The following is a 23,804-nucleotide window of genomic DNA, read 5'->3' as shown; positions in this document are numbered from 1 at the left end:
AAGTCCAGATTCAAAGGTCTTAAAGTCTTTCGACAATGTGACATTTGAAATCACAACTATTAATGTTCATTTCCTTTGTAAATCCACATCGGTTCTGTTTGTCCAGCCCGTTCAAAACCATTTTTTTTATAAAAATCGATAGCTTTTCCATCAGCTGTTAGCATTTGCATGTGAAAGCTACAATATTTCTCTTGCATTTTATCAAAAATCATCTTGCCAATTCCTTTTCCTTGATAGTCTGGATGAACGAGTAGATGCGGATAATAAACAACTAAATATCCATCAGAAATAGCATTTCCCAGTCCAACTAATTTTTTATTTTCCCAAGCAGTAATTAAAGTATCTGAATTTAAAAGACCTTTGAATAATTGCTCTGGTTTGTCAGCTGAACTCCACTCATTTGCTTTATAAAGCGCTATTATATCGTCAATATTTAATTCTCTTGTTTCGGAAATTGTAATTGTCATTTCTATTTTTTAATTGATTTAAGGAACGATTGTGACTAAATACCAAAACAGATTTCTAATTTTTTATCCAATTCTCCAATATTTTTTTTCCATTAGGAGTCAACACACTTTCGGGATGAAATTGTACACCGCGCACATCGAATGTTTTGTGACGCAATGACATCACTTGTCCATTTTCGTCAAATGAAGTTGCTTCAAGAACATCAGGTAAATTAGCATCAACAACCCATGAGTGATAGCGCCCTACTTCAAATTCATTTCCTAATCCTTCGAATAAAAGTTCATCATCTACAACGGTTTTTACCATTGTTGCTACACCATGATATACTTTGTCTAAATTAGAAAGTGTTCCTCCATAAACTTCGCCTATCGCTTGTTGTCCTAAGCATACGCCAAAGATACTTTTTGTAGGTCCGTATTTTTTAATGACTTCTTTCAATAATCCTGCTTCATCCGGGATTCCAGGTCCTGGAGAAAGAAGAATTTTATCAAAAACTGCAATTTCATCAATATCAAATTCATCGTTTCTGTAAACGGTTACTTCGCAATCTAAATCTTCCAGATAATGCACTAAATTGTAAGTGAAACTATCGTAATTGTCTATGACTAGTATTTTTTTCATTTTTATTATTGAAAAATTGAAAGATTTAAAGATTGAAAAATTAGAACGTTTCAGCAATCTTTAAATTCTTAAATTATTGAATTTTTAAATTATTTTATATTGTTTCCGCTAAATCCAAAGCTGCATTTAAGGCTCTTAATTTGTTGTATACTTCCTGCATTTCACTTTCTTCATCTGAACTGGCTATAATTCCCGCTCCGGCCTGACAATGTAGTTGGTGATTTTTGCTTAGGAAAGTACGAATCATAATGGCATGATTAAAATTACCTTCAAAATCCATAAAACCAATAGCGCCTCCATAAAAAGTTCTATTCGTTTTTTCGTAATCTTCAATGAGTTGCATCGCTCGGTGTTTTGGCGCTCCGCTTAATGTTCCTGCTGGAAAAGTATCCGCTACCACTTGCATTGTAGTCGCGCTAGGGTGCAAATGTCCAGTCACTTTTGAAACCAAGTGAATAACATGTGAGAAAAACTGTACTTCTCTGTATTTTTCAACATTTACATTATGTCCGTTTCTGCTCAAATCATTTCTGGCTAAATCAACCAGCATTACGTGTTCGCTATTCTCTTTTTTATCTACAGATAATTCTTTGGCAAGTATGGCATCTTTCTCATCATCGCCAGTTCTTTTGAAAGTTCCCGCGATAGGATGAATTTCAGCTTTGCGATCTTTTACAATAATTTGAGCTTCTGGTGAAGAACCAAATATTTTGAAATCACCATAATCAAAAAAGAATAAATAAGGCGAAGGATTGATACTTCTTAACGCTCTGTATACATTGAATTCATCTCCCTTGAAACCTTGGGTAAATCTTCTGGATAAAACCAATTGGAACACATCACCTCTGTAACAATGCTTTTTGGCTAAAGCCACATTATGCTTGAATTCGTCGTCTGTCAAATTAGAAAAACCTTCTCCTTCTTTCGAGAATTTATAGGAAGCAATATTTCGGGATTGCAATAATTGTTCGATTTCTGAAATGTTGTTTCTTCCATCCAAACTATGACAGAAAATATAAGCTTCATTTTTGAAATGATTGATAGCGATTATATTTTGGTACACTGCATAATAAACATCAGGAATAGAAATGCTATTGTCTTTTTTGGCAATAGTCACTTTTTCGAAATAACGAACAGCATCATACGAAATGTAACCAAATAGACCATTATTGATAAATTTGAAATCATTTTTCTCTGATGTAAACTGACCTGAGAATTCTTGAATGACCTGCGGAATATCAGTAGTTTTATCAATGTTTATTTTTTCAAAACTTCCGTCAGGAAAGGTCTTGTAGATAATTTCATTTTCTATTTTTATCGAAGCAATAGGATTGCAACAAATGTAAGAGAAACTGTTGTCATTTCCATGATAATCACTGCTTTCCAGTAATAAACTATTTGGGAATTTATCACGAATTTTGAGATATACACTTACAGGAGTAATGGTATCTGCAAGGATTTGCTTGTAATTTGTGTTTAGTATAAAAGGTTTCAATTTGTATGATATTTAGAGTTGTGTAATAGTGATAAAATGAGCACAAAAAAAAGGCCTGTCGTGATGACAAGCCTTTTGTATTTATAGTTTAATAATACTATAGGAAGCTTAGTTCACGACGATTGACGTAAATTGTTCCACCACCAAGTATTGTTTATTGTTGTTTTCATCATTTTTTTGTTGTGACAAATATATAAATGAATTTCGATTATTCAAAAATAAAAAGCCAAAAAAAAATATTAAATTTAATGTTTTTTTGTTAAATAAATTACTGCTAAAATACTAAATCAACATTTAATTCAAATTCATCGTATATTGTTTTGTCTCCCAAATCATCAAAATAACTGCCGGAACCGTATTTTATGTCATATTTTGTTCGGTCTATTTTCAAAGCGGCAGTTGCTGTATTTCCTTTTACAATTAAATCAAATTTCACCGGATTAGTAACTCCTTTTATTGTTAAATCAGCAGTGACTGCATAAATGTTATTGCCTTTATCACCAATAGTTTTGAAAACTAAATTTGCAGTGTTATAATTGTCTATGCCAAAAAAATCATCTGATTTTAAATGACCTTCCAGTTTTAATTTTGATTTTCCTGTTTGATCTGTATTTGATAGTGATTTCATATTAGCATTAAAATCTCCTCCAACCACTTTATTGTTTTTGAAAATAAGATACCCATCTTTTAGTTTTATTGTTCCTTCATGCTGACCAGTTATTTTTTTTCCTACCCAATTAATGACGCTTTTTGAAACATCAATTTTATTTGTTTGTGCTTCTACTTTGATAAATGCGAAAACGAATATTAGAACGAAACTAATTTTTTTTAAATTTTCCATAATGATATTTTTAAGTTAAAAGTCAAAGCTGAATAATAAAATAGTGATCCAGATTTATTTATTCAAATCAAAGTTACAAAATCAATATTTGTATTAACCAATTGATTATAAATATATTAATTACTTTTTTTAAAGGATTTTATATGGTGTAAATATTAATAAATACATTCTCACAATCATTTTTATTTTGAAGTTTAACTGTTTATTTTTATAGAAAGTTCATGTGATTGTAAAAAGAAACCCCAACAGTTTCCTGTTGGGGTTTAGTATATTTTTTAAAAAAAATATTAGAATTTCAAAGCTACTGTTAATTCAAAATCATCAGAAATTGCTTTGTCTCCAATGCTACTGAAGATACTTGCAGAGTTGTATTTGATATCGTATTTTGTTCTGTCTACTTTAAATGTAGTTGCAGCAGTATTTTTTGTTGTTGCAAGATCAAAAGTGATAGGATTTGTTATTCCTTTTATTGTTAAATCACCTGTTACAGTGTAAACATTTGGAGCTTTTACTCCTATTTTTTTGAATACTAATGTTGCAGTTGGGAATTTTTCAGTTCCAAAGAAATCTTCTGATTTCAAGTGACCGTTCAATTTTCCTAAGTATTCACCTGTAAGGTCTGTAGCTGTTAATGAAGTCATATCAACAACAAAAGTTCCTCCTGCTAATTTTTTTCCTTTGAAAACTAATGTACCTGATTTAATGTTTACAGTTCCTACGTGTTGTCCTGTAACTTTTGTTGCATGCCAGTTGATTGAACTGTTTGTCGCATCTACTTTTTTAGTTTGTGCTGTTACTGATAATGTAGATAAAACTACTACTAATGCTAATGCAATTGATTTTAAATTTTTCATTTTTTTAAATTTGATTTTGGATTAATATTTGATTTTGAATTAGTAATTATAATGTAATAAATAAGTCTTCGTTAGATTTTCTAACTTTTGTATAATGTTGGGTTGTGTCATCATCATGTCTGTATCCTAACGTTGCAATTAGCGTTGCATTTAGGCCTAATTTGTCTAAACCTAATATTTCATTTACCTGCGCAGGAACAAATCCTTCCATAGGAGTTGCATCAATTTTTAGTTCAGCAGCAGCGTTTAATAAATTTCCTAAGGCTAAATAAGTTTGTTTTGCTGTCCAAATGTTTTTTACGTCTTCCGGTAAAGTAGAAATTTTAGATTTCATAAAATCGCCATAACCAGATAAAGCTTCTATTGGAGTATTTCTGGTTTCACTGATGTTTTTTAAATAGCTATCAATTGTTGTATCGTTAACATTAGTTTCATTAGCAAAAATGATTAAGTGTGAAGCGTCAACAATTTGAGCTTGTCCCCAAGCAGCTGGTTGAATTTTTGCTCTTAATTCTGGATTTTCTACAATGATAACTTTGTAAGGTTGTAATCCATAAGAAGAGGAACTCAAACGAATGGCTTCTTTTAAAGTATTTAAATCTTCAGTTGTTATTTTTTTGGAAGCATCAAATTTTTTTGTTGCGTATCTCCAGTTTTGATTTTCTAAAAAAGTATTCATAATTTTAATGTATTTAATTTCTGTATTTTTCTAATAAATAATTTAATTTTTCTAATTCTTCGGTATTTAATTTTTTCGAAAATAATTCTTCGTGTTCAATTACTTTAGGATCTAATTCTGCTAAAATGTCTAATCCTTTTTGAGTAATTAAAACTTCAATTTTTCTTCGGTTTTCAGGACATACATTTCTAGTGACAAAATCTTTCAATAATAATTTATCTACAAGTCGAGTGGTGTTGCTGGTTTTGGCCAACATACGGTCCTGTATTAAGCACATATTTGCCGGATTTCCTTTTTGGCCCCTTAATATTCGTAATACATTGTATTGTTCTCCAGATATGTCATACGGTTTCAATATTTCATTGAAATTATCTGTGATAACATTTTGAGTATATAAAATGTTCAATGTGATTTTTTTTGAAATGTTCAATGCCACGGTACTTTTTATTTCATCTTCAATTTTCATGCCTTTTCGTATCTCATTTGTCGGTACAAATGTAACGCTTTTTATATTTGTATATACAAATGTTAGTTATTTTTTTGTTAAAATATTTTTAATTAATTGTAAAGTGTTGTTTTGTAGTTAATTAATATTGTTTTGTTTTTAAAAATAATTAGGACTTGCTTATTGTTTTAAAATTTTCCATAAAAAAAGCCGAAACATTTGTTTCAGCTTTCGATTATAATTGTATGTAATTTTAATCTTTTACTCCAAGTTTAGTCAGGATATCTTCCATTAAACACCATTTGGTTATGGATGATTGTAATAAATTGGCTCCCACAAATACAGTAAACCACAACCAATTTTGATTAATATAAATGGATAAAAGTAAACTAATGAGTATGAAAGTTCCAGCAATACCTTTTACGATTCTATTTTTCATAATTTTATTTTTAATTAATTGTTTTTTTCGATGTTTAAAACGGCTATATGAATATGCGATACTGTTTCTTGTTTACTATTAAAGGAAGAAACTAAATCGAATAACGGATCTACATTTTCCTTTTTTACAAAAGCATAAAAGAGAATGGATTCGGTTTCGTTTATTTCGCTGGCAAACCAGTTACTTTCAAAAGCTTCTTCCGAAATGTCTTTGTATCCTTTTACTTCTTTGTAACTAAAAGTTTTTACTTCTGCTTGTTTCAACATTTTTTTGATGTCTTTTTCAAATGCAGAAATAGCGGTTATGATGAGTAGTTTCATAATGGTTTTAGTTATAAGTTAGGAATTAGTATTTTTTTCATCAGTTTCATTTGAGGATGATTCCCATTTTTTTCTCTCCGTGATGTAATAAATCAAAGGCACAACAATCAAGGTTAGAATAGTAGAAATGATTGCTCCAAAAACCAGTGATATTGCTAATCCTTGAAAAATTGGATCAAACAAAATAATCGATGCTCCAATAACAACAGCTCCCGTTGTCAATAAAATAGGAGTTGTACGCACTGCACCAGCTTCAATAATGGCGCGTTTCAACGGCACACCGTCATTCAATCGAATTTCGATAAAGTCAATCAGTAAAACTGAGTTTCGAACCATTACACCTGCTAAAGCAATCATACCAATAAAAGAGGTTGCTGTGAAATAAGCATTCAACAGCCAGTGTCCCAATACAATTCCAATTAAGGATAGCGGAATTGCAAGCATCATCACCATTGGTGTCTTAAAGTTTTGGAACCAGCCCACAATCAACATATAAATGATAACAATAACCACCATGAACGCTACGCCTAAATCACGAAATACTTCTAATGTAATTTGCCATTCTCCATCCCATTTTACGGTGAAATCACTTTCATCCGTAGGTTGTTCCATATACAATTCATTAACTTTGTATCCTTTTGGTAGTTTTATTTTAGCTAATTTTTCATTCATTCCTAAAATAGCATATACAGGACTTTCTAATGCTCCAGCCATATCAGCCGTTACATAAACAACTCGTTTCTGGTCTTTTCTGTAAATAGTTTTTTGTAACGTATCTGTTTTTACTTTTACTAGATCACGCACCGGAATCATATTGCCTTGACTTCCTTTAATTTTTAGGCTTTGAATGTCCTGCAAACTCGTTTTATCTTTGTCGTCAAGCGAAAGAACGATGCCCACATTGTCATTAGAATTTTCATCATACAAGTTCGAAACCGGATATTCTTTCAACAAATACGTCAAATTCCCAACTACTTGTTGTGGTGCAATACCATTCAGCATCGCTTTTTCTTTATCTACCTCCAGTTTGTATTCCGTTTGATTATCTTCAACCATCCAATCGATATCCACAATATCCGAAGTGTTTTGCAGAATCGTTTTTACTTGATTAGCTACTTTTATTTGGTCTTTGTAATTTGGACCATAAATTTCAGCAACCAAAGTCGATAAAACCGGTGGTCCTGGCGGCACTTCAATCAATTTTACATTCGCACCATATTTCTTGGCAATTTTCTGAATTTCAGGGCGCATTGCTTTGGCAATTTCATGACTTTGTAAATCGCGGTCTTCTTTATGCAATAAATTCACCTGAATGTCCGCCATATTGCTACCGCCACGCAAATCATAATGACGCACCAATCCGTTAAACGTAATAGGAGCAGAGGTGCCAATATAATTTTGGTAATTTACTACTTCTGGTTTTGTTGATAAATACTGTGCAATTTCCTTAGTAACCGCCGAAGTTCTTTCCAGAGTCGTTCCTTCTGGCATATCAATTACGACTTGAAATTCGTTTTTGTTATCAAAAGGAAGCATTTTTACGACTACTGATTTAGTGAAAAACATTAGAACAGAGCCAAATAATAAGAGTACCGTAACAGCAAGCAAGACTCTTCTTTTCATACTGCTTTCTAAGAATGGTCGTTCCAGTTTGTTGTATAATTTATAAATGCGACTGGTTTCCATTCCTTCTGCTTCTTTATGCTGTTGCTCGTCTTTTTCTTCCGAAATGTTATTTAAATTTTGGTTGTCAGGAACCCACTTTTTTATTTTATTTGAAGAAGAACTTTCTTTTTTGTGGGTTTCTTGAAGCAAATGATACCCCAAATACGGTGTTACCGTTAAAGCCACAAACAAAGAGAGTATCATCGCAATTGAAGCGCCAATTGGCATAGGACTCATATAGGGTCCCATCATTCCGGATACGAAAGCCATTGGTAAAATCGCTGCAATAACCGTAAACGTTGCTAAAATCGTTGGATTTCCTACTTCGTTTATTGCATAAATCGCCGCTTGTTTAAAAGGCAGTCGCTTCATCTTGAAGTGTCGGTGCATGTTTTCGGCAATGATAATACTGTCGTCTACTACAATTCCCACTACAAAAACCAGGGCAAAAAGCGTAATTCTATTCAAGGTATAGCCTAATAAATAATAAGCAAATAAGGTCAAAGCAAAGGTTAAAGGCACCGAAAAGAATACCACCAATCCACCGCGCCATCCCATGGCTAGCATTACTAAAACGGTTACGGCAATAATGGCAATTCCAAGGTGTAACAATAATTCCCCTACTTTGTCAGAAGCGGTTTCTCCATAGTTTCGGGTTACTTCTACATGAACATCATCAGTAAGTATAGTTTGTTTTAAATGGGCCACTTTTTCCAAAATCTTTTCGGAAATCTTCATCGCATCGGCTCCTTTTACTTTCCCGATTGAAATTGTAACGGCAGGATATTCTGATTTGGCAGTTTTAAATTTTTCATTGGCTTTGCCATATCCAAAAGATACATAACTTCTAGCAGTGGCAGGTCCGTCTTGTACTTTTGCCACTTGCTTCAAATAAACCGGCCTGTTTTTATTCACGCCAACCACTAAGTTTTCTACATCTTCTGAATTTGATAAAAACTGTCCGGTTGTAACTAGATATTCTTGGTCATTTTGTACAAAACTGCCCGATTGTGAACTTCCGTTATTGGCCTGAATCATTTGCATAATGCCCAAAGCATCGACACCATTTTCGGCCATTTTATCTTTATCGAGAATCACTTTCAATTCGCGATTGCTGCCACCAATTTCTTTGGTAATCGCTACATCTTTTACTTTCTCAATTTCCGAAGTCACTTCTTCGGCAATTTGGCGCAACTGAAAATCATCTTGTTTTTCGCTCCAAAGCGTGATTCCTAACATAGGAACATCATCAATAGAACGTGTTTTTACCATAGGCTTGTAAACGCCTTTCGGAAACATATCTTCGTGTTTCGCCAATTCGTCATACAATTTCACATAGGAACGCTCCACATCCTGACCTACATAAAACTGTACAATCAACATGGCTTGACCGTTCATCGCCATCGTATGTACATGCTCAACACCTTTGATATTCGAAATAATTTTCTCCAATGGTTTTGCCACACGACTTTCCACTTCCGTAGGACTCGCTCCCGGATAACCCACCATCACGTCGGCCATTGGCACATTAATCTGCGGTTCTTCTTCCCTTGGAATCAAAAACGAACTGTACACGCCAATAATCATCAAAGCCACCATCAACAAAATAGTTAGTTTCGAGTTGATGAAAAAATGGGCTATTTTACCTGATATACCTTCTTGCATAATATTTTATTTATTTGGGCGTGACCCTCCCAAAAGGTCGGGTCGGGCTTTCGGCTGTATCTTTTGTTCCGCTACGCTTCACAAAAGGATGCCGCCTCAATCCCTCACGCGGGAATTAACATTGAACTTTTATTTTATAATTTGCCGCTTTTTTGGTCTTTCTGTTTTTCAACTTTTTACTGGATATGAACCAAAGCTCCGTTATATAACTTTCCGTCTCCCGAAACTATATATTGCTCGTTAGCTGATAAACCTGATAAAATTTCGACTTGATTTCCAAAGTTTTTCCCTGTTCGTAACCATCTTAAAATGGCAATATTCCCTTCGCCAATCGTGTAAATTCCAGTTAATTGTCCTTGTTTTATCAAAGCACTTTCGGGCACTAAAACTCGGTCGGTTTGAACAGCATTTGTTTTGTTTTCAATGGGAAATTGCACATTTACAAACATTCCTGAAAGCACCGAATTATCGGTTTTATCTAAATTGATTTTTACCAAATATTGTCCACCGGTATTTGTAGCCGAAATACTCACTTCGTTCACTTTTCCGGTTAGTTTTGTATTAGATGATTTTACTAAAACATTTACCGGCATTCCTTTTTTGATCGATGCAATATCATTTTCAGATACCATAGCTGTTACTTGCAATCTTGAAGCACCTTCCACACTTACTAAAGGCATTCCCGGATTTGCCATATCCCCTTCTTTTACAAAAGTATTGGTCACCGTTCCTGAAAATGGAGCTGTAATATTCGAATACGAAAACTGCGCCATTACTTCGTTTCGCATTTGTCTGGCACCTTCTAAACCGGCTTTTGCCATTTCGTAACGCGCCGTCATATCATCCAGTTCTTTTTGGGAAGCACTTTGTTGTTTGTATAAATTCACAAAACGATCGTAGTCTTTTTTGGCATTATTGTAACCCGCAGTGGCTTGAAGAATACTGGCGTCAACTTGCGCTTTTTTGGCTTGCAAATCAGTATTATTAATGCTCACTAATAATTGTCCTGCACCTACTTTTTGTCCTACCTGTACATGAAGTTTAGTGACATAACCCATCATTCTTGTGCTTAGGTTGGCACTGTTTTCGGCTTCTATTTTCCCGCTGGCTGTCACAAACGGGCTATTATCATCGGATGAAATTTCGCTTACTTTTACTGGAATTGCTGTTTCGGCCTTGATTTGTTCTTTTTTGTCACCTCCGCATGAGGATAAGAAAACTGCTGATATTGTAAGGATTGCTATTATTTTTTTCATATCTGTTTTTTTAATTATTTGTACTTCGTCAATTACTATTCACTTCTCACTTCTCACTTCTCACTTCTCACTTCTCACTTCTCACTTCTCGATTACTTCGTTAAAAACTGTAAATATTCCTGAGTAAAATTGTACTCAAAAACGGCTTGCAGCAATTCCAGTTCTTTTTGGGACATTTGGGTTTCTGCCTGCAACAAATCTGTTGTTTTTTCCAGCCCTTGAGTAAAGCGATTGCTTCGGATTCTGTAGGCTTCTTGTGATTGTTCTAAAGCCAGTTTGGAAAGATTGACTTTGTTCTCTGCATCTTTTAATTGGCGATTAGTTTTGTTTAAATCCAATTGGCTTTTGGATTTATATTGTTGGTTTTCTATTTCTGATTTTTGGAAATCGGCTTTGGCTTTTTCCATTTTACCAATCGATTTATACCCGTCAAAAACAGACCATGATAGTTGCGCACCAACTAAATATCCTTTGGCATTGGTTCCCAAAAAAGTATCATCATATAATTCGTAACTTCCAAAAGCATTCAATCTTGGCAGGAAATTCATTTTGCTCGATTGTAGCATTTTTGCGTAAGCTTCGGATGATTTATCCATAGCTTGAATGTCTTTTCTATTGGCTGAAACTGTGGTGTTGATGCTACCAATCACAATCGTATTTTCCAATTCCTCGATGGGTTTATAGACTTTATTCGCCGTATCTTCATTTAAAAGAAAGCCCAAATAATCCGAAGCATTTTGTACATTACTTTTGGCATATTGCAACTGATTTTTGATTTCATTGACACGAACCTGCACCGAAAGCAAATCGGTTTTTTGAAGAATTCCTTGTTTGAAATAATTTTCGATTAATTTCAGATTGGCTGCAGCAGTGGTGTTGGCTTTTTCCAAAACTTTTACCGCTTTATAACCCAATTGCAATTCCATGAAAGCTTTATTAACTTCCAGTTCCAAATATTCTTTAGTGCGCTCTGTCTGCAATTGAAAAGCTTGCATTTTTGCCTTGGCGGCTTGTCTTCCGTAAAATCCGTCTACATTGATTAAAGGTTGTAAAACTTCAATTTTGGTGGCAAAATTTTTAGTCCTTGCCGGATTGTTCAATAGAGCCGGATTGAAGTCTGATTGCGTTAAAATTTCCTGATTCAATTTAGAACCAAAAGCCATTAATGGATTTGTAGTTGAAATCGCTGTGTGCGAAGCTGAAATGCTTGGTAAGAATAACGAATTGGATTGTCTGTAATCCGCTTGTGCCGATTTGAAATCCTGATTGGCCATTTTTATTTGCAGGTTTTTATCAGAAGCTTTTTGCCAAATTTTTTTCTTAGAAATAGGTAAGGTATCCTGACTGAATCCCGCAAACGAAATGGAAAATGTGATTAAAAACAGTATTAAATTTATTTTCTTCATAATTTTTTTTCTAATTGATGAAGCAAAGGTAAATTGTGAAAAATGCGTAGTCAGTAACTAATGTCACATTAGATAAAATGATTGATTATTTAAAAAAAAAATAAAATAGATTTTTTTAAATAATATTTTGTATTAATTGATTTTATTTGTTATGGTATTTTTATTACATTTAAAATTCTAAATAATGAAATTTTAGGAGTATGAAAGAAGCGGAACCTACATATAACGATCTACTGAACAAATTGAAAAACCAAGAGTTAGAAATAGATCGTTTACAAAAACAAGAAGAGTCATTAGCTAGTTTTAAGTTTTTTATCCAAGAGTCTGATGATTTAGTTTGTGTGGTAGGAATTGATGCTTTTTTCAAAGAGATTAATCCCGCTTTTGTTGCAATTTTAGGCTATTCAAAAGAAGAATTACTTAACAATTCTTTACTCCATCTTTTACATCCGGATGATTTTGAAAGGTCCTTAAAAGAGATTGAAAGGCTTTCCACAGGTATACCTTCAATAAATTATGAGAATAGATTTTTAAAAAAGAACGGGGAATTTGTAACCATTCAATGGACTGCAAACCTTATTTCTCCGGAAAATATTTATGCCATTGGAAAAGATATTTCAGAGATAAGAAATACACAAGAAAAACTAATCGTAAGTGAGAATCTTTTAAATCATGCTCAAAAAGTTGCTAAAATTGGTACTTGGGAGTTTAATTTAAAAACTAAAAAAATAATTTGGTCGGATGGATTATATGTTCTTTTTGAAATTGAAAAAAAAGAAGGGCAAGATTTATATCAAGAATATTTAAATCGGTTTTCATCGGAAGTCTTGATGCTGTTTGAAGAGCAAATTGGTCAATTAATGATTGATAAAAAACCATTTGAATTTGAAAGGAAAACTTCTTTTATTAATAATACAATAAAATGGTTAAATGAAACTGTTTTTCCCTTACTGGATGATAATGGAGATGTTTATGCGATAAGAGGTAATACACAAGATATTACTACAAAAAAACAAATTGAAGAAGCGAATAAGATTAAACTGGAAGAGGAAAGTAATACTAAATTTAAAAATTACATAGAAAATGCACCAGATGGAGTTTTTGTTTTGGATGAAAAGGGAAATTACTTAGATGTAAACCATGCAGCAACATTATTGACAGGTTATTCAAAAGAAGAACTATTGACAATGCGATTTGGGGACTTGTCAACTGTAGAGTCTAAGGAAGAGTATTTTAAGGAATTTAGAAATCTCTTAAATTCCGGAATTGCAAAAAAAGAGATTAAAGCAATTCAAAAAAAGGGAGAAATTAAGTGGTGGTCAGTTGAAGCGGTAAAACTTTCAGAAAATCGTTTTCTGGGTTTTGTAAAAGATATTACTGAGAGTAAAAAAGTTATTGAAGCTTTGAGGGAAGAAAAAGAAAAGTTTACAAAGATTGCTGCTACTTCCCCGGGCTTAATTTATTCGATGCGCCAAAATGTAAATGGGTCATTAAGCTTTCCATATGCCAGTAATGTTATCGAGGAAATTTATGGTTTTTCACACGATGAGATTGAGAATGATTTAGACAAAATTTTTTCTTTAATACATCCCGAAGATTTGGATTTCATGATTGGAAAAATCAATTTAACGAAATCTGAAATGGTTCCTCTTAAAGGAGAATACCGTTACTTTCATCCAACTAAGGGAATGTTGTGGCATGAAGTAAATTCTCTGCCGGTAATGGAACCAGAGGGGACAATAATTTGTCATGGTATTATCACTGATATTACTGAAAGAAAAAATGTAGAACAAAAAATCATTAAAGCCAATCGACTTTATTTATTTATTAGTCAGATGAACCAGATGATTGCTCGTACGACTGACCAACAGACCCTTTTTAAAGAAGCTTGTACAATAGCCGTGAATATTGGAATGTTTAAAATGGCTTGGATTGGTTTAGTAAATGAAGATACTAAAAAAGTAATTCCAGAAATGATTGCTGGTGAAGACAAAGGCTATCTTTCTATGATTAAGTCAATTTCAATAGAAGACATTCCAGAAGGTAGAGGTCCCATAGGCACTGCAATCCGGAAGGAACAATATGTTGTTTGTAATGATATAGAAAACGATTTATACATGGCTCCCTGGAGGGAAGAGGCTTTAGTGCGAGGTTATCTTTCGTCAATAGCAGTACCAATAAAAAAATTAGGGAAAGTAGTTGGTGTCTTTTCTTTTTATGCTGGGGAAAAAAACTTTTTTGATGCAGAGGAAATTTCGTTACTAGAGGAAGCCACTGGAGATGTTACTTTTGCCTTAGAGTTTTTTGAGAAAGAAGCTTTACGCAAAAAAGCAGAAGAGGCGGTTTTTGAAAGTGAAGAACGCTATCATACACTTTCTGAAGTGTCTCCAACAGGAATTTTTCGAACGGATTCAAATGGACTCACTACTTATGTCAATCCCCGTTGGTGTCAAATTTCAGGATTGTCTTATGAGGAGGCTTTAGGAAACGGCTGGCTTACGGCTGTTCATGAGGATGATAAGAAGACATTATTTAATGGTTGGGAAAGTGCAACGTATAATCAAGAAATTTCCTTGTCAGAGTATCGTTTTGTTCGTCCAGATGGCTCAACGGCTTGGGTAATGGGGCAGGCTATTCCTGAGAAAAATACAAAAAATGAGATTGTGGGCTATGTAGGTACGATAACTGATATTACAGATCGTAAAATTGCGGGAGATTTAATTTTAAAAGAAAAGCAGCTTTCAGAAACAATAATTAATAGTCTTCCGGGTGTTTTTTATCTCTATGATGAATTTGGAACATTTTTAAAATGGAATAAAAACTTTGAAGATGTCACTGGATATAATAAAGAAGAAATTGCTCAAATGAGTCCTGTTGATTTCTTTGATGGAGATGAAAAAGAAAAAGTTAGAATACGAATGAAAACGGTATTAGAATATAAATCAGAAAGCTCAGAAAGTAAATTACCTGGAATTGAAATTGAGTTTTATACTAAAACAAAAAATAAAATCCCGTATTACATTAATTCTCATTCGATAGAATATAAAGGAAAAAAATGCCTGTTAGGAATGGGAATAGATCTTACTGAAATAAAAAAAGCGGAAGAAAAAATTAAAATTATCAACGAACGATTTGAAAGGATTTCGTTTGCAACGAATGATGCAATAGCTGAAGTTGATTTGTTGACGGGTCGAAGCTGGAATAATAAGGCATTTGTAGAGCTGTTTAATTTTGGGAGTACCGGTGACCCAAGCACAGCCGATAGTAAGGCGATATGGAGATCGAGACTTCACCCGGATGATAAGGAAAGAGTTGTTAATAAGCTTGAGGAAACATATGCAGGAACTACTAATATATGGTCAGATGAATTTCGTTTTCAAAAAGGAGACGGAAGTTATGGGTATTTTTATGACCGTGCTGTTATCATAAGAGATCAATCAGGAATAGCTACGCGTTTTATTAGTTCCATGACTGAAATTACAGAACTGAAAAATATAAAAGAACAGCTTGTTAATAGTGAAGAAAAATACCGCAGCCTTATAGAGCAAGCTTCAGATGCTATTTTTATTAACGATATTTCAGGAAATTTACTTGAGGTAAACGAAAGTGCCTGTTTGATGCTTGGCTATAGCAAAGAAGAACTTTGCGCAAAAAACATGACAGATTTATATACTATTGATGAGCTTAATTCGAGACCTTTAATGGTTAAAGAGCTACTCAGTGGAGAGCAAGTTTTAATTGAACGTAAAATGCTGCATAATAATCAATCATTGATTCCTGTAGAAATAACGGCTAAAATGCTAATTGATGAGCGTATCATAGCAATAGTGCGAAATGTAAGTGAACGAAAACAGACAGAAGACAACTTTAAGAAAATGCACAAAAAATTAGAGGCAGTATTAGAAGCTATCCCTGATTTAATGTTTGAAGTTGATATAGAGGGCAGGATTTATAGCTATCATTCCCGTCGAGATGATTTATTGGCTTTGCCTGCCGAAGTATTTGTAGGTAAAAAATTTTCAGAAGTATTACCACCAGATGCTGCTAATTTAGGTTTATCAGCAATACGGGAAGCAGCTGAAAGAGGATTTTCTACAGGAAGGCAATATTCATTGCAGTTGCCAAGTGGTTTACACTGGTTTGAACTTTCAATAGCTCCCATGGAAGAAAGTGAAGATCACGAGATTCATTTTATCTGCCTTTCCAGAGATATAACCAATGCGAAAGAATCAGATTATGCATTGCTGAAAAGTGAAGAACGTTATCGCGGTTTGATGAATAATCTCGATGCTGGCATAGTGGTTCACGCTCCGGATACTTCTATTATCGTTAACAATCAAAAAGCATCTGAATTGCTAGGATTAACGGATAGCCAGATGAAAGGCAAAAAGGCTATTAGTGAGGCTTGGAGTTTTTTAAATGAAGATAATTCAGTGATGCTAATTGAGAACTATCCAGTAAACCAAATTTTAAAAAGCAAACAAGCAATTAAAAATTTTAGACTTGGAGTGAACCGACCTGAAACAAATGATAGAGTTTGGCTATTAATTAATGGTTTCCCTGAAATAGATTCCAACGGTGAAATATTCGAAATTGTAATTAGTTTCATTGATATTACAGAGCAAAAGATGATGGAAATGGAATTAATAAATGCAAAAGAACAGGCGGAAGCGGCTAATAAAGCCAAGACTGATTTTCTTGCGAATATGAGTCACGAGATTAGAACTCCATTAAACGGTATTATCGGTTTTACTCATTTGTTAATGAAATCCAATCTGAAAAAGAATCAGGCAGAATATATGACTACAGTCAATGAATCTGCAACTTCATTAATGGAAATTGTAAATGATGTATTAGATTTCTCTAAAATCGAATCGGGAAAATTAGAGTTGGATATGGAAGAAGTCAATCTTTTTAAATTGACAAACCAAGTTATCGATTTGTTTAAGTACCAAGCCAATCAAAAAAAGATAAATTTAACACTTAATATTGATGAAAAAGTACCGCAATATATTTTGGCGGATTCTGTAAGGTTAAAACAAATTATAGTAAATCTATTGAGTAATGCCATAAAGTTTACCCATTTTGGAGAAATACGTTTAGATATAGATGAAATTCCTTGTTTAGAAAAAAATTCAACTACCATAAAATTCTCCGTCAAGGACACCGGTATTGGAATAAAAGGTGTTAATAATGAAAAAATATTTAATTCATTTGTTCAGGAAGATAATTCTACAAACCGAAAATTTGGTGGTACCGGACTTGGTTTAGCAATTTCAAATCAACTTTTGGCGCTTATGGACAGTAAGTTAGAGTTAATAAGTAAGTATGGTGACGGAAGTGATTTTTTCTTTATAGTTACATTTAAAAAAGTAAATCATAAAAAAAATATAGCTTCAATTGTTACTGATACAATCAATAATGACGGACTTATTAGTACTGATATTCTAAGAGATAAAAAGATTTTAATAGTTGAGGATAATAAAATCAATATGCTTTTAGCAAAAACTCTAGTGAAAAGAATAGTTTCTAATTGTACTATTTTTGAAGCAAAAGATGGAAATGAGGCTATAGAGCAATATACTAAAGAACGGCCTGATGTAATTTTGATGGATATTCAAATGCCAAATAAAAATGGATATGAAGCTACTGATGAAATTAGGAAATTGAAGGATTCTAAAAATATTCCTATAATTGCTATAACAGCCGGAATTATGATAGGTGATAAAGAAAAATGTCTGGAAGCAGGAATGAATGATTATTTGCCAAAACCTATTATTCAAACGGATTTAGAAAAAATATTGCTTAAATGGTTAGATCGAAAATAAGTTTTTATAGAAAGTGTTTATTAATTTAAACACTTTTTTTTAGTGAAATAGTATATCTAAACCCGTTGGGTGTAATTATTTGAAGTAAAAAATATTGATTAGATATTGGTCAAGATACTGAAATTCAGTATCTTGAAGTCGTCAAACAACCAATATCTATGTCAAATATAGTAAAAAATTATTTTAGAGTTTTAGAAGTTATAAGTTCTTTGAATATTGCATTTAATACAGAAATTCGAGCTGGAAGAAAGTTTAAAATGTCTGATTTAGAAGTAGTTGCTTTAAGTTTAACATCTGAATTTATGTCTATTGACAGTGAAAATTCATTTTTTAATCAGTTGCAAAATGGACAAATTTCTAATCTAATTGAACGAAGTCAGTATAATAAGAGAAGGAAAAAATTATTCCATTTTGCTGAAGAAATCAGACAACATTTATATTCAAAATTCACAGAATTTGAGAACTATTTTGTTGTTGATAGTATGCCACTTGAGATTTGTAAAATGGCTCGTCATAATAGGATTAAAATTTGTAAGGGTGATTTTCAGACTGCGCCAGATAAAGGTTTTTGTGCATCACAAAACTCTTGGTTTTATGGTTACAAACTTCACGGAGTTTGTACTGTTTCTGGGGTTTTTCAATCAATAGATATTACAAAAGCAAGTGTTCACGATGTACATTTATTAAAAGATTTAAAATATCAAATGTCTGATTGTGTGCTTCTTGGAGATAGAGGTTATTTGTCTTCACCATTACAATTAGATTTGTTTGAAACAGCAAATATAAAATTAGAAACTCCAATGAGAATCAATCAAATTGGGTATAAAAAACAACCCTACATATTTAGAAAATCAAGAAAAAGAATAGAGACATTATTCTCTCAATTGTGTGATCAATTTATGATTAGACGAAATTATGCTAAATCTTTTCAAGGTTTTAAAACAAGAATTTTAGCTAAAATAACAGCATTAACTTTGGTACAATTCATTAATAAATTTATTTTTGAAAGACCAATAAACAATATTAAAACACAAATAATCTAATTGCACCCAACGGGTTATCTAAATTAATAAACAGCAAAGTTTTTAATTATTTGTTTATCGATTTTTAAAGATGTTGATTTGTTAAAAACATTTATTTTTATTACATTTAACTTCTTTTAAGTTGAATATTTTAAGGAAAAATAATAAAATTTGTTTTTTATTATAGATAAGTTGCTTTTTTTAGGTTTTAATTAAAAGAGTTTTTTTATAAAAGCCTAATCAGTTGTTAAAATTTAATAATCTCTTTTTAAAAAGAAGATAATTTAATGAACTTCCTTTTTTAAAAAGTTATAAAAACCAGTAAAAACATACTAAATTAACCCGTTGGGTGTAATTATTTGAAGTAAAAAATATTGATTAGATATTGGTCAAGATACTGAAATTCAGTATCTTGAAGTCGTCAAACAACCAATATCTATGTCAAATATAGTAAAAAATTATTTTAGAGTTTTAGAAGTTATAAGTTCTTTGAATATTGCATTTAATACAGAAATTCGAGCTGGAAGAAAGTTTAAAATGTCTGATTTAGAAGTAGTTGCTTTAAGTTTAACATCTGAATTTATGTCTATTGACAGTGAAAATTCATTTTTTAATCAGTTGCAAAATGGACAAATTTCTAATCTAATTGAACGAAGTCAGTATAATAAGAGAAGGAAAAAATTATTCCATTTTGCTGAAGAAATCAGACAACATTTATATTCAAAATTCACAGAATTTGAGAACTATTTTGTTGTTGATAGTATGCCACTTGAGATTTGTAAAATGGCTCGTCATAATAGGATTAAAATTTGTAAGGGTGATTTTCAGACTGCGCCAGATAAAGGTTTTTGTGCATCACAAAACTCTTGGTTTTATGGTTACAAACTTCACGGAGTTTGTACTGTTTCTGGGGTTTTTCAATCAATAGATATTACAAAAGCAAGTGTTCACGATGTACATTTATTAAAAGATTTAAAATATCAAATGTCTGATTGTGTGCTTCTTGGAGATAGAGGTTATTTGTCTTCACCATTACAATTAGATTTGTTTGAAACAGCAAATATAAAATTAGAAACTCCAATGAGAATCAATCAAATTGGGTATAAAAAACAACCCTACATATTTAGAAAATCAAGAAAAAGAATAGAGACATTATTCTCTCAATTGTGTGATCAATTTATGATTAGACGAAATTATGCTAAATCTTTTCAAGGTTTTAAAACAAGAATTTTAGCTAAAATAACAGCATTAACTTTGGTACAATTCATTAATAAATTTATTTTTGAAAGACCAATAAACAATATTAAAACACAAATAATCTAATTGCACCCAACGGGTTAAATTAGCCTTTTAAATATTTCTGACAGAAAAGAGGTGGTCAAGACAATATAAATCTGACTTCATAAGTAAAAATATAGAAATTCTAATTTTGTGATGATAAAAAAAAATCAAATCAGTCCAAGGGAAGACAAAAAATTAGATTTGAAAGCAGATTTAAGTTTGTCAGGAGCTGATCATAATGATTTTCCAATTATTGGTATTGGAGCCTCGGCAGGAGGACTTGAGGCATTAGACTTGTTTTTTAAAAACATGCCTAATGGTACCGGTATAGCATTTGTAATTATTCAACATCTTGACCCTACCCATGTTGGAATAATGCCTGAGTTATTACAAAGAATGACAGAAATGAAGGTCTTTCAGGCAACAGATGCATTAAAAATTAAACCAAACAGTGTCTACGTAATACCACCTAATAAAAGTTTGTCCATTCTAAAAGGGAAATTACATTTATTTGATCCTTTAGAATCCAGAGGATTACGATTGCCGGTTGATCTTTTTTTTAGATCATTGGCTTTAGATCGCATGGAGAAAAGCATAGGAATCATTCTTTCTGGAATGGGATCTGATGGTAGTTTAGGAATAAAAGCAATTAAAGAAAAAAACGGATTTGTACTTGTGCAAGAGCCTGCTTCAGCAAAGTTTGATAGTATGCCGCGCAATGCAATCGAAGCTGTTATGCCTGATATTGTAGCTCCTGTAGAAGAGTTGCCAGCTAAATTAATTGCATTATTAAAATATTTCCCGAAAATAAATACGGAAGGGGAAGTATATGTTAAAAGTAAAAGTAGTATTGATAAAATTATAATTTTACTTCGAGAACAATCCGGACATGACTTTTCGATGTACAAGAAAAGTACATTGATGCGTCGTATCGAAAGAAGAAAAGGAATACATCAGATTGATAATATACAAACCTATGTTCGTTTTTTACAAGAAAATCCAAAAGAGGTTGAGTTACTTTTTAAAGAGTTATTAATTGGTGTAACCAGTTTTTTTAGAGATGCTCCGGTTTGGGAAAAACTAAAAGAAGAAGTTATTCCTAATTTATTAAAAGATATTCCTGACGGATATGTTATTCGGGCATGGGTTCCAGCTTGTTCTACTGGAGAAGAAGCCTATTCATTGGCTATTCTTTTTGAGGAGGTGATGGGGGAAATGGGAAAACATAAGAATATAAAACTTCAAATTTTTGCTACTGACTTAGACATAGTAGCCATTGAGAAAGCTAGAAAAGGGTTGTTCTTATCTGATATAGAAAAGGATGTTTCTCCGGAGCGAATCAATAAGTTTTTTTACCCTGATAAATCAGGTTACCGTGTAAACACGTTCATTCGTGAAATGATTGTATTTGCTCCTCATGATGTAATAAAAGATCCACCTTTTACAAAACTTGATATATTGACTTGTCGAAATATGTTAATATACATGGAGCCGCAATTACAAAATAAATTAATAATGCTATTTAATTACAGTCTGAAACCAGGAGGTATAATGGTACTTGGAACAGCTGAGACGATTGCAAGCAGTATTAAAGGATTTGATGTAATTGACTCCAAATTAAAAATTTTTAAACGGACTTCAAAAGTAGTAATTCCAGAATTTACTAATTTCCCAAGTTCTTTTTCCCAAGTTAAAAGATTAACTACTGATACTATGAAAGAAACTAAGGTTGTTGAAAACATACAAATCCTTGCAGATCAAATCTTGCTTCAACGTTTTTCACCAGCTAGCCTATTAGTCAATAATAAAGGTGATATTATTTATATAACAGGCAGAACGGGAAAATATTTAGAACCTGTTGCCGGTAAAGCCAACTGGAATATACACGCTATGGCTCGCGAAGGTTTAAGAAATGAGTTGCCGTCAGCATTCCGTAAAGCTTTACAAAGTTTTGACCCAATAAAAATTGAAAATGTAAAAATAGTTGAAAATGAAACTGAATATTTTGTAAATTTAACTCTCCAACAAATTGAAAGTCCAGAGGCTTTGAGAGGTATGATTATGTTGGTTTTTAATGATGTAACTAAAAATATATTGTCAGATACAGATACTTTGAAACCAAAAAAGCAAGGTGTTTCCGGTAAACAAAAAGAATTAGAAGCTGAATTAATCCGTTGTAAAGAAGATTTGAACAGTACCCGTGAAGAGATGCAAACCTCACAGGAAGAACTGAAATCTACAAATGAAGAGTTGCAGTCGACTAACGAGGAATTACAATCAACTAACGAAGAATTAACGACTTCTAAAGAAGAGTTACAGAGCTTAAATGAAGAATTGCAAACGGTTAATACGGAACTTCAAAGTAAGCTGATTGATTTTGAGCAGGCTAATAACGACATGAAAAATCTACTGAACAGTACTGAAATTGCAACGCTGTTTTTAGATAAGGAATTGAATATTCGACGATACACAGATCCGGTAACTAAAATATTTAAATTAAGAGCAAGTGATATAGGAAGGCCTTTCACGGATTTAGTTTGTGATTTGATTTATCCAGATATGGGGAGTGATGCTTTAGGGGTAATTAGAACGTTATCTTCCATTCAAAAAGAAGTAGCAACAAATGATGAAAGGTATTATTACGTAAGGATAATGCCCTATCGCACTTTAGACGATCGAATAGATGGACTTGTAATTACTTTTACTGATATTACAGCAGCAAAACAAGCGGAAGAGTCCTTGAAAAAAGAAAATCGGTACCGTCGCTTATTCGAATCTGCAAAAGATGGAATTTTGATTCTTAATTCAGAAACGGGGATGATTATTGATGTAAATCCTTATTTGGAAGAATTGTTAGGGTATTCACATGAGCAATTCATTGAAAAATCGATTTGGGAAATAGGTTCTTTAAAAGATATAGTAGCTAATAAAGATAAATTTTTAGAACTACAAAAAAAGGAATTTGTCCGCTATGAAAATTTACCACTTGAGGATGCAAAAGGAGAAAAAATAAACGTAGAGTTTATAAGTAACGTATCTTTAGTAAACGATGTCAAAGTAATGCAATGTATTATTCGCGATATTTCAGATCGTATAGTGGTTCAAAATGAATTAATATCTTTAGAAAATAGGTTTAAACACCTTGTCGAATATGTCAAAGATGGAATTTTATTTTTGGATTATGAAACCGGGAAAATTACGGATATTAATTCCTATGCTTCTGATATGTTGGGTTTACCCAAAGAAAAATGTATTGGAAAGGAAATTTGGCAAATCGAATCTTTAAAAAATATGATTCCTAATATGGAAAAATTTAATGAATTGAATATACAGGAATTTATTAAGTACCATGATATAGCAATTGAAACTTCAGACAAGAGAAAAATAAAAATTGATTTAATAGGCACAATTTATTCTTTAGGACGTAAAAAAGTGGTTCAGTATTTTATTCATGAAAAATAAAGTTTAAAATAAAAGAATAAGAGTAATAGTTTTCCGATTCAAGATAGTAAAAATGGC

General features: G+C 32.4%; 16 protein-coding genes. 4 read left to right on the top strand and 12 right to left on the bottom strand.

Annotated features, from left to right (window positions below; genetic code table 11):
• Positions 1-59: 59 nt before the first annotated feature.
• The 12 genes from T410_RS14930 to T410_RS14875 all read right to left on the bottom strand — a co-directional run bounded on the left by T410_RS14930 (position 60) and on the right by T410_RS14875 (position 12,154).
• Positions 60-467 carry a GNAT family N-acetyltransferase gene (locus T410_RS14930; protein WP_035673224.1) on the bottom strand — a complete coding sequence of 136 codons (408 nt, stop codon included), beginning with the start codon at positions 465-467 and terminating at the stop codon, positions 60-62.
• 55 nt (positions 468-522) lie between these two features.
• Entirely contained in the window at positions 523-1,089 is a 567-nt protein-coding gene (locus T410_RS14925) for an aminodeoxychorismate/anthranilate synthase component II (RefSeq protein WP_035673222.1), read from the bottom strand.
• Between the two features lie 94 nt (positions 1,090-1,183).
• On the bottom strand, positions 1,184-2,584 hold the full coding sequence (locus tag T410_RS14920; protein ID WP_035673221.1) for an anthranilate synthase component I family protein: 1,401 nt from the start codon (positions 2,582-2,584) through the stop codon (positions 1,184-1,186).
• A gap of 274 nt (positions 2,585-2,858) precedes the next feature.
• Complete coding sequence (locus T410_RS14915; protein ID WP_035673218.1) at positions 2,859-3,425, bottom strand: YceI family protein; 567 nt, start codon at positions 3,423-3,425, stop codon at positions 2,859-2,861.
• Between the two features lie 287 nt (positions 3,426-3,712).
• Positions 3,713-4,279 carry a YceI family protein gene (locus T410_RS14910; RefSeq protein ID WP_035673217.1) on the bottom strand — a complete coding sequence of 189 codons (567 nt, stop codon included), beginning with the start codon at positions 4,277-4,279 and terminating at the stop codon, positions 3,713-3,715.
• Positions 4,280-4,325: 46 nt separating this feature from the next.
• Positions 4,326-4,958 carry an NAD(P)H-dependent oxidoreductase gene (locus T410_RS14905; protein ID WP_035673216.1) on the bottom strand — a complete coding sequence of 211 codons (633 nt, stop codon included), beginning with the start codon at positions 4,956-4,958 and terminating at the stop codon, positions 4,326-4,328.
• A gap of 13 nt (positions 4,959-4,971) precedes the next feature.
• Entirely contained in the window at positions 4,972-5,424 is a 453-nt protein-coding gene (locus T410_RS14900) for a MarR family winged helix-turn-helix transcriptional regulator (RefSeq protein WP_035673214.1), read from the bottom strand.
• A 232-nt stretch (positions 5,425-5,656) separates the two neighbouring features.
• The gene (locus T410_RS14895) at positions 5,657-5,842 is read right to left on the bottom strand and encodes a DUF2892 domain-containing protein (RefSeq protein WP_035673211.1); all 186 of its coding nucleotides are present in this window, start codon (positions 5,840-5,842) and stop codon (positions 5,657-5,659) included.
• A gap of 14 nt (positions 5,843-5,856) precedes the next feature.
• The gene (locus T410_RS14890) at positions 5,857-6,162 is read right to left on the bottom strand and encodes a hypothetical protein (protein ID WP_035673209.1); all 306 of its coding nucleotides are present in this window, start codon (positions 6,160-6,162) and stop codon (positions 5,857-5,859) included.
• Between the two features lie 18 nt (positions 6,163-6,180).
• Positions 6,181-9,492, bottom strand: coding sequence for an efflux RND transporter permease subunit (locus T410_RS14885; protein WP_035673208.1), 3,312 nt, complete (start codon positions 9,490-9,492; stop codon positions 6,181-6,183).
• 176 nt (positions 9,493-9,668) lie between these two features.
• The gene (locus T410_RS14880) at positions 9,669-10,748 is read right to left on the bottom strand and encodes an efflux RND transporter periplasmic adaptor subunit (protein ID WP_035673207.1); all 1,080 of its coding nucleotides are present in this window, start codon (positions 10,746-10,748) and stop codon (positions 9,669-9,671) included.
• Between the two features lie 92 nt (positions 10,749-10,840).
• Complete coding sequence (locus tag T410_RS14875) at positions 10,841-12,154, bottom strand: TolC family protein (protein ID WP_035673204.1); 1,314 nt, start codon at positions 12,152-12,154, stop codon at positions 10,841-10,843.
• A 200-nt stretch (positions 12,155-12,354) separates the two neighbouring features.
• On the opposite strand from T410_RS14875, the gene T410_RS16580 reads away from it, so the two are divergent.
• The 4 genes from T410_RS16580 (at position 12,355) to T410_RS14855 (ending at position 23,747) form a co-directional block, all read left to right on the top strand.
• Positions 12,355-17,982, top strand: coding sequence for a PAS domain S-box protein (locus T410_RS16580; RefSeq protein ID WP_051929457.1), 5,628 nt, complete (start codon positions 12,355-12,357; stop codon positions 17,980-17,982).
• Positions 17,983-18,239: 257 nt separating this feature from the next.
• Positions 18,240-19,025: an IS982 family transposase gene (locus T410_RS14865; protein ID WP_369793036.1), complete on the top strand. Its 786-nt coding sequence runs from the start codon at positions 18,240-18,242 to the stop codon at positions 19,023-19,025.
• 516 nt (positions 19,026-19,541) lie between these two features.
• Positions 19,542-20,327, top strand: a complete 786-nt coding sequence (locus T410_RS14860; RefSeq protein WP_369793036.1) for an IS982 family transposase — start codon at positions 19,542-19,544, stop codon at positions 20,325-20,327.
• A gap of 111 nt (positions 20,328-20,438) precedes the next feature.
• Positions 20,439-23,747, top strand: coding sequence for a chemotaxis protein CheB (locus tag T410_RS14855; protein WP_051929456.1), 3,309 nt, complete (start codon positions 20,439-20,441; stop codon positions 23,745-23,747).
• The last annotated feature ends 57 nt before the right edge of the window (positions 23,748-23,804 follow it).

This window comes from Flavobacterium sp. 83 (assembly GCF_000744835.1).
In the GTDB taxonomy this organism is placed as follows: domain Bacteria; phylum Bacteroidota; class Bacteroidia; order Flavobacteriales; family Flavobacteriaceae; genus Flavobacterium.
This window is presented reverse-complemented; position numbering and strand designations above follow the sequence as displayed.

What these genes read in the sequence shown, in the direction of transcription:
- T410_RS14880 (WP_035673207.1), bottom strand. Translation starts at nt 10,748, where the DNA reads ATGAAAAAAATAATAGCAATCCTTACAATATCAGCAGTTTTCTTATCC.
- T410_RS14875 (WP_035673204.1), bottom strand. Translation starts at nt 12,154, where the DNA reads ATGAAGAAAATAAATTTAATACTGTTTTTAATCACATTTTCCATTTCG.
- T410_RS14925 (WP_035673222.1), bottom strand. Translation starts at nt 1,089, where the DNA reads ATGAAAAAAATACTAGTCATAGACAATTACGATAGTTTCACTTACAAT.
- T410_RS14905 (WP_035673216.1), bottom strand. Translation starts at nt 4,958, where the DNA reads ATGAATACTTTTTTAGAAAATCAAAACTGGAGATACGCAACAAAAAAA.
- T410_RS14855 (WP_051929456.1), top strand. Translation starts at nt 20,439, where the DNA reads ATGATAAAAAAAAATCAAATCAGTCCAAGGGAAGACAAAAAATTAGAT.
- T410_RS16580 (WP_051929457.1), top strand. Translation starts at nt 12,355, where the DNA reads ATGAAAGAAGCGGAACCTACATATAACGATCTACTGAACAAATTGAAA.
- T410_RS14890 (WP_035673209.1), bottom strand. Translation starts at nt 6,162, where the DNA reads ATGAAACTACTCATCATAACCGCTATTTCTGCATTTGAAAAAGACATC.
- T410_RS14915 (WP_035673218.1), bottom strand. Translation starts at nt 3,425, where the DNA reads ATGGAAAATTTAAAAAAAATTAGTTTCGTTCTAATATTCGTTTTCGCA.
- T410_RS14860 (WP_369793036.1), top strand. Translation starts at nt 19,542, where the DNA reads ATGTCTGATTTAGAAGTAGTTGCTTTAAGTTTAACATCTGAATTTATG.
- T410_RS14895 (WP_035673211.1), bottom strand. Translation starts at nt 5,842, where the DNA reads ATGAAAAATAGAATCGTAAAAGGTATTGCTGGAACTTTCATACTCATT.
- T410_RS14885 (WP_035673208.1), bottom strand. Translation starts at nt 9,492, where the DNA reads ATGCAAGAAGGTATATCAGGTAAAATAGCCCATTTTTTCATCAACTCG.
- T410_RS14865 (WP_369793036.1), top strand. Translation starts at nt 18,240, where the DNA reads ATGTCTGATTTAGAAGTAGTTGCTTTAAGTTTAACATCTGAATTTATG.
- T410_RS14930 (WP_035673224.1), bottom strand. Translation starts at nt 467, where the DNA reads ATGACAATTACAATTTCCGAAACAAGAGAATTAAATATTGACGATATA.
- T410_RS14900 (WP_035673214.1), bottom strand. Translation starts at nt 5,424, where the DNA reads ATGAAAATTGAAGATGAAATAAAAAGTACCGTGGCATTGAACATTTCA.
- T410_RS14910 (WP_035673217.1), bottom strand. Translation starts at nt 4,279, where the DNA reads ATGAAAAATTTAAAATCAATTGCATTAGCATTAGTAGTAGTTTTATCT.